Here is a 6210-nt window from a genome sequence, read left to right on the forward strand (position 1 = left end):
CGACCGACGACTACACCTACGACCCCGACGGCAACCTGCACGACCGACGACTACACCTACGACCCCGACGGCAACCTGCAGACGCACACGCGTGCGGACGGCAGCCGTGTGCACTACGAGTACGACAGCCTGCACCGGCTCACCGGCATCCGCGATGCCGAAGGCGGCGTGTGGAAGCGCGACTACGACGCGCAAGGCCACCTCACGGAAGAGATCGATCCGCTGGGGCACAAGACCGAGTACGCCTACGACAAGGCCGGCAGGCCCGTGCGCATCACCGATGCCAAGGGCGGCACGAAGCTGATGAGCTACACGCCTCGCGGCCGGCTCGCGAGCCTCACCGATTGTTCAGACAAAACCAGCCGCTGGACCTACGACGATCGCGGCCGGCTCGCCACGGCCGTCGATCCTGCGGGCAATGTCACGCGCCATCTCTACAGCTATCCGCAGGAAGATGCGGTACTGCGTGCCCAAGGCAGCGTGCCTGGCTTGCTCCACGAGATCGTGCTGCCCGACGGCACGCGCGAGCAGAAACTGCACGACCCCGAGGGACGCATGCTCGCGCATGTCGACGGGCTCGGGCGCCCCACGCACTACAGCTACGACCGCGCAGGGCTCATCGCCGGCCGCACCGATGCCGAGGGGCATTCGCTCAGGTACCAGTGGGATCTGCTGGGCCGCCTGACCGAACTGCACAACGAGAACGGCAGCCGCCACAGCCTGCGCTACGACCCCGTGGGTCGACTGCTGGAGAAGACCGACTTCGCGCGCCGGACCACGCGGTACCGCTACGAGGAAAGCACCGGCCGGCTCGCCGAGGTCGAAGCGGGCGGACGAGTGGTTCAGTTGCAGGCCGATGCCATGGGCAGGATGACCGAGCGGTCCGCCGGCGGCCAGGTCGAGCGCTTCGCCTTCGACCGCAACGGCCGCATGGTGGAGGCATCCAACAACGACGCGCGCCTGCAGTGGTTCTACGACCCGGCCGGCAACCTGACGCGCGAGCATCAGCACGACCTGCAGGCCGGCCGCACGGGGATATGGCAGCACCGCTACGACGCGCTCAACCAGCGCGTCGCCACGATCCGTCCGGACGGCCATACGACCCAGTGGCTCACCTACGGCACGGGCCACGTGCACGGCCTGCTGCTCGACGGGCAGGACATCCTCGGCTTCGAGCGCGACGACCTCCATCGCGAAGTGGTGCGCGAGCAGCGCAACGGCCTGGCCCAGAAACTGCGCTACGACAACGTGGGGCGGCGGCTGGAACAGCAGGTCGTGCCGGGCCAGGCGAGCGCACCCGGGGCGCTGCAGCTGCAGCGCACCTACGGCTACGACAGGGCGGGGCAGCTCGTCGCCATCGGCGACAGCCATCATGGCAACCTCGACTACCGCTACGACCCCGTCGGCCGCCTCGTGGAGGCCAACAGCCGGTTCGGACGCGAGACCTTCGCCTTCGATCCGGCGGGCAACGTCGCCGAGCCCGCCGGCACCACCGGCGCAAGCCGGGCTCCCATCGCTCCCTTGCTCGACAACTTGCTCCGGGCCTATGCCGGCGTCCGTTATCGATACGACGAGCACGGCCACATGGTCGAGCGCGTATGCAACGGCCGGGCGACCACCTTCGCGTGGGACGGTTTCGGGCGCCTGAGTTCCGCCACGGACCAAGACGGCACGCAAACCTCATTCGCCTACGACCCGCTGGGCCGCCGCATCTCGAAACGTTCGCGAGACAGCATCACCCGGTTCGGCTGGGATGGCGACATGCTTGCCTTCGAGAGCACGCAGAGCCTCGCCGCGGAGCAGGAAGACGACGGACGCGGCTGGAGCGTGCACTACGTCCACGAGCCGCGCTCCTTCGCTCCGCTGGTTCAACTGCGCCAGGCGCATGCGATCGTGCCGGGCAGGACGCCCGACGTGCGAGAGCTCATGGCCGCCAACGGCGGCGCCTACGACATCGAGCAAGACCCGCTGTGGAACGGAGAGCTCCAGCCCGGACAACGCAGCTTCGAAGCCGACGAGGTCGCCTTCTACCAGTGCGACCACCTCGGCACGCCGCGGGACCTGACCGATCACGAGGGCCGCGTCGCCTGGTCGGCCCAGTACAAGGCCTGGGGCGAGGCGCGCGAAGTCATCAGCGAAGCGGGGCGACGTGCCGGCCTCTCGAACCCCATCCGGTTTCAGGGGCAGTACTTCGACGCAGAGACAGGGCTGCACTACAACCGCTACCGCTACTACGATCCGGCGAGCGGCCGGTATGTTTCTCCCGACCCGCTGGGACTCGCGGGCGGTCTCAACCTGTATGCGTACGTCGGCGGCAATCCCGTGCGCGGCATCGATCCGCTGGGGCTGGTCGACATCAACCTGTTTCCGCACAACGAGGCGATCCGCCAGTCGGCCGACAACATCCCGAGCCCGCCCGGCACCTTCACGGTCGGCTCCCATGGCAATCCGAGCATCATGACCGACACCGCGCTCAAGGGCATCACCCCCGCACAGATGGCAGAGCGGATCAAGGCGCACCCGTCCTATGCGGAAGGCCAGAAGGTGCAGCTGATGTCTTGCGAGACCGGCAAGGGGACCGACCCGTACGCGCAGAAACTGGCCAACGAGCTCAATGCGCCTGTCGTGGCGCCCGACAAGCTCCTGTGGATCTGGCCCCACGGCGCCTACAAGCCTGCCGGCCAGAAGGCCGACGGCACCATGGACACCGCCGATCCCGGCGTCTGGCATACCTTCAACCCCAAGCCATGAAGAACATCGACCTCAGGTTCGGCGTGAAGCCGGCCCTGCTTCTTCCCCTTCTACTTCTGAGCCTCTCAGTCTCTTACGCAACGCAGAACCAAACCATGGACACGCCCGACGCCGCACCAGCCTCTTCTTCTTCTTCTTCTTCTTCTTCGCCCATCTCGGGTGCGCAGTCCTACGCGCTGACAGATGCGCAACGAGCCGAACTGATCACGAAGGCCGAGGCCGGTGACGCCGAGGCTGCGTTCCGTCTCTCGCTGTACTACACCTTCACGTCTTCCGACGACGTTCAGCGCATCCGCTGGCTGACGATCGCGGCCAAGGCCGGACACGTCGTCGCGCAGCACAACCTGGCCTACGACCTCTACATGAGCGGCAAGGACCTCGCCGAAGCCGCGCATTGGGCGGCGGAGTCGTCGAAGAGCGGCAATGCGGAGGCAGGAGATCTGCTCAAGGAGATCGAAGCGGCCCGCGCGAAGGCCCGGGGCTCGCGTCCGTGAGCGACGGCCTCGATGGTTCGGCCGCGCCGCTCTTCGAGATCGAGTCGCCGGATCGGCTGCTGCTCAACACCCCGGTGGTGATCGCATTGGGCAACGCTTTCAGGCTGTTCGAGAGGACCGGGCAAGACCTGAATAACTTCGACGTCCAGATTGCCGAAAGGCGGAAAGAGAACGGCGAGGACGAAGACGGTGTCGACACCATCGGCATAGCCTTCTCTGCCAAGCTGCCGCCCGGGCAGAAGGGACTTGGCAACGCCAGCAGGTTGGGGCGGTCGATCATGTACATCGCCTCGAGGACCACGGGCGAAATGCTTCGGGAGCAAGGAAGCAGGTAGTGGTCCCGACGCTGGGACTGTTTCAAAAGACGCCGCGACCGACCGAGTCTGCGGCTTTCAATTTTGCAAGGGAGAAAAGAATGAACGAAATCATCGAAGTCGATGGCCTGGTAGCACAGGCGATTGCAGTGACCTGGGAGGATGGAAGGTCTTCTGGCCTGCGGCTCGAGAACTACAAGCTTGTGCTGGTCGATGCATCCGACGGATACCGGGTTACGTGGGAAGCGTCGAACAAGCCGCAGGGTCATCGCGGTGCTCTGCCGGGCCTGGCGGAGCCGCAACTGCTGATCGACAAGTTCAGCGGCCGAGTCCTTCAGAAGCATCTGTCTCGCTGAAGAGATAGCCAACCGAGGGGCATCGAGTGTCTTCCCAAATCATCATCCTCGCCCACGACATGTGGCGCAAAGGCGCAGGCGGTGCTCCCGCCGGGCTCGTCGGCCAGGCCGACAGCTTCGCCTACGCGGGGCTCGACCTGGGCCTTGCCCAGTTCGCCGCAACGACCTTCGCTGGCACGAGCTTCACCGCCACCAGCTTCAAGCAGGCGGGCTGGAGCGGCTGCCAGTTCACGGGCTGCAGCTTCACCCAGTGCGACTTCAGCAGCATCTCGATCACCGGCTGCACGTTCATCAATTGCAGCTTCACGCGCGCGAACTTCGATGGCGCGAGCATCGGAAGCAGCACCTTCCGCCAGTGCCAGTGGGACGACATCAGCTTCGCGGGCGGCAGCTGGAACGACGTCGGCGTGCTGGACTGCAGCGGCACCGTGGTGCATGCGCAGGGGCTGCAGGGACGCAGCGTGGACTTCACCGGCAGCACCTTCGAGCAACTCGAGTTCCAGGGCGCCAACATCAACTGAGCCCCGAGGGGCAACCACATCCCATCACTTCATCGATTCCATGTTCATGAAAAACATCAAGACCGTATTCGTCGCCGCTGCTTTCCTCGGCGCTGCTTCCCTGTGCGCCGCGCAAGCCGAGATGAAAACCACGCTGACCAAGCTTCACCAGAGCTACGAGAAACAGGGCCGCCGTGCGCTTGGCATGCCGGAATACGGCAAGCGCGTGCAGTTCCCGGCGGTGGTTGTCGAGGCATCCGATTCCTTCGGTGGTACGTCGCTGATCCGCGCCGCCGATGTGCGCGGCAGCCAGGAGCTGGCGCGCCTGACCCCGGCGGACGACGTACAGAACCAGAAGATGGGTGAGATGCGCAGCGGTGCGAAGTTCACCGCGAGCTGCGAGGTCGGCTTCGCGATGGGGTCGGCGTTTCTCACGATGAAGGACTGCGTGATCCGGCCCTGAAGAGCACGGATTCACAGCACAGCCAGGGTATCAGCTAGAGGCAGGGAGAAAAGATGGCAGGAACAGAAGGCCCGCAACAACAAGGCCAGAAGCCGACCGAGCGCGAACCACAGACGGCGGTAGCGCCGCTGAACACGATCGTGAAGGAGGACATCGCCGCGGCCGGCAAGGCGGTGGACGACTGGCTGCGCTCGTTCAGCGGCGGCTACGTGACGCTGGAGCGGCTGACGATGGTGCTGGGCAGCATCCCGATCGTCGGGAACATCATGGCGCTGGTGGATGTGTTCCTGGACATCATCAACATCGTCGAGAAGAAGGCCAAGGACGGCGTCGATGCGTTCCTGAACTGGGTGAGCCTGGGCATCAACCTGATCGGGCTGATCCCGATACCGCCGAGCATGGCTGCGGCGCGCATGAGCCTGCGCCCGACGCTGCATTTGGTGAGGCAGCAACTGAAGACGGCGGCGTCGAACCTGGGCGAGGCTATCGTGACGACGCTGGTGGGCCATCTGAACGCCACCATCATGGGTGAGCTGGACAAGTTCATCGACGGCGCGATCGCCAAGCTCGACGGCATCCTGAAGAGTTGCGCCGATCTTGCGGACAAGATCATCGACAACCTGGTGGACATCCTGCGGCGTGTGCTGGGCCAGAAGGACCTGTTCACGGTAGGCACGCCTGCATCACCCGAAACCAAGGTGCACGACCCGAAGACGCAGAGCACGTGGGGCCGTATGTGGGGCGCGGCGGTGCGCTACTCGAAGCAGTCGGCGAACTACGTGGCCAAGGCGGCGGCAAGCCAGCTGCCCGATGGGATCGCGGGCCGGGTCAATGGCGTGATCACGCAGATGCTGGACTTCAAGCGGCTGCTGCGGGGGCAGTTGTCGAAGCTGGCGGACAAGGAGGCGCAGGCCAGCATCATGTGGCTGCTGCACAAGCTGCGGGATGCGCTGCTGAAGAAGAAGGGCCAGCGTGCGGCGATCGTGTCGCCGCATGCAGGGTCCAAAGCGGAGAAAGAAAATCCGGGCACTCCGCTCGGACACATCTCCAAGCAGGCCGATGTCCAGGGAACCGGAGGCTGCAAGAACTGCCCCGCACCGGCGCGTAAGGGTGCATCCATCAGCCTGAGCACAGGCAACGAGAGCTTCACCCACACCGACTTCGTTCTCGCAGCGCCGCTGCCGATCGAATGGGCGCGCACCTACGCCAGCGACCTCGACGCCTTCGACCAGGGCAGCCTGGGCGCACGCTGGATCACCCCCTACAGCATGCGCGTGGACATCACCACGCCCACGCGAGGCGCACGCCAGGGGCAGCCCAGCCTCGTCTACC

7 protein-coding genes are annotated in these 6210 nt (G+C 65.4%); all 7 read left to right on the forward strand.

Annotated elements, in window-relative coordinates:
• Window positions 1-2751 (forward strand): RHS repeat-associated core domain-containing protein (locus QMO14_RS32490; protein WP_301512215.1); only part of this gene is annotated, 2751 nt, incomplete at its 5' end.
• A 95-nt stretch (window positions 2752-2846) separates the two neighbouring features.
• On the forward strand, window positions 2847-3245 hold the full coding sequence (locus tag QMO14_RS32495) for a hypothetical protein (protein WP_301512217.1): 399 nt from the start codon (window positions 2847-2849) through the stop codon (window positions 3243-3245).
• Window positions 3242-3580, forward strand: coding sequence for a hypothetical protein (locus tag QMO14_RS32500; protein ID WP_301512219.1), 339 nt, complete (start codon window positions 3242-3244; stop codon window positions 3578-3580). The genes QMO14_RS32495 and QMO14_RS32500 overlap by 4 nt, the downstream gene beginning before the upstream one ends.
• Window positions 3581-3660: 80 nt before the next feature.
• Complete coding sequence (locus tag QMO14_RS32505; RefSeq protein ID WP_301512221.1) at window positions 3661-3915, forward strand: hypothetical protein; 255 nt, start codon at window positions 3661-3663, stop codon at window positions 3913-3915.
• A 26-nt stretch (window positions 3916-3941) separates the two neighbouring features.
• Entirely contained in the window at window positions 3942-4436 is a 495-nt protein-coding gene (locus QMO14_RS32510; protein WP_301512223.1) for a pentapeptide repeat-containing protein, read from the forward strand.
• A 46-nt stretch (window positions 4437-4482) separates the two neighbouring features.
• Window positions 4483-4878 carry a hypothetical protein gene (locus QMO14_RS32515; protein ID WP_301512225.1) on the forward strand — a complete coding sequence of 132 codons (396 nt, stop codon included), beginning with the start codon at window positions 4483-4485 and terminating at the stop codon, window positions 4876-4878.
• 53 nt (window positions 4879-4931) lie between these two features.
• Window positions 4932-6210 (forward strand): DUF6531 domain-containing protein (locus QMO14_RS32520; RefSeq protein WP_301512226.1); only part of this gene is annotated, 1279 nt, incomplete at its 3' end.

The sequence above is a fragment of the Variovorax sp. CAN15 genome (genome assembly GCF_030462475.1).
In the GTDB taxonomy this organism is placed as follows: Bacteria; Pseudomonadota; Gammaproteobacteria; order Burkholderiales; family Burkholderiaceae_C; genus Variovorax.

Excerpts from the sequence above, each read along its gene's own strand:
- QMO14_RS32505 (WP_301512221.1), top strand. The coding sequence starts at position 3,661 with ATGAACGAAATCATCGAAGTCGATGGCCTGGTAGCACAGGCGATTGCA.
- QMO14_RS32515 (WP_301512225.1), top strand. The coding sequence starts at position 4,483 with ATGAAAAACATCAAGACCGTATTCGTCGCCGCTGCTTTCCTCGGCGCT.
- QMO14_RS32495 (WP_301512217.1), top strand. The coding sequence starts at position 2,847 with ATGGACACGCCCGACGCCGCACCAGCCTCTTCTTCTTCTTCTTCTTCT.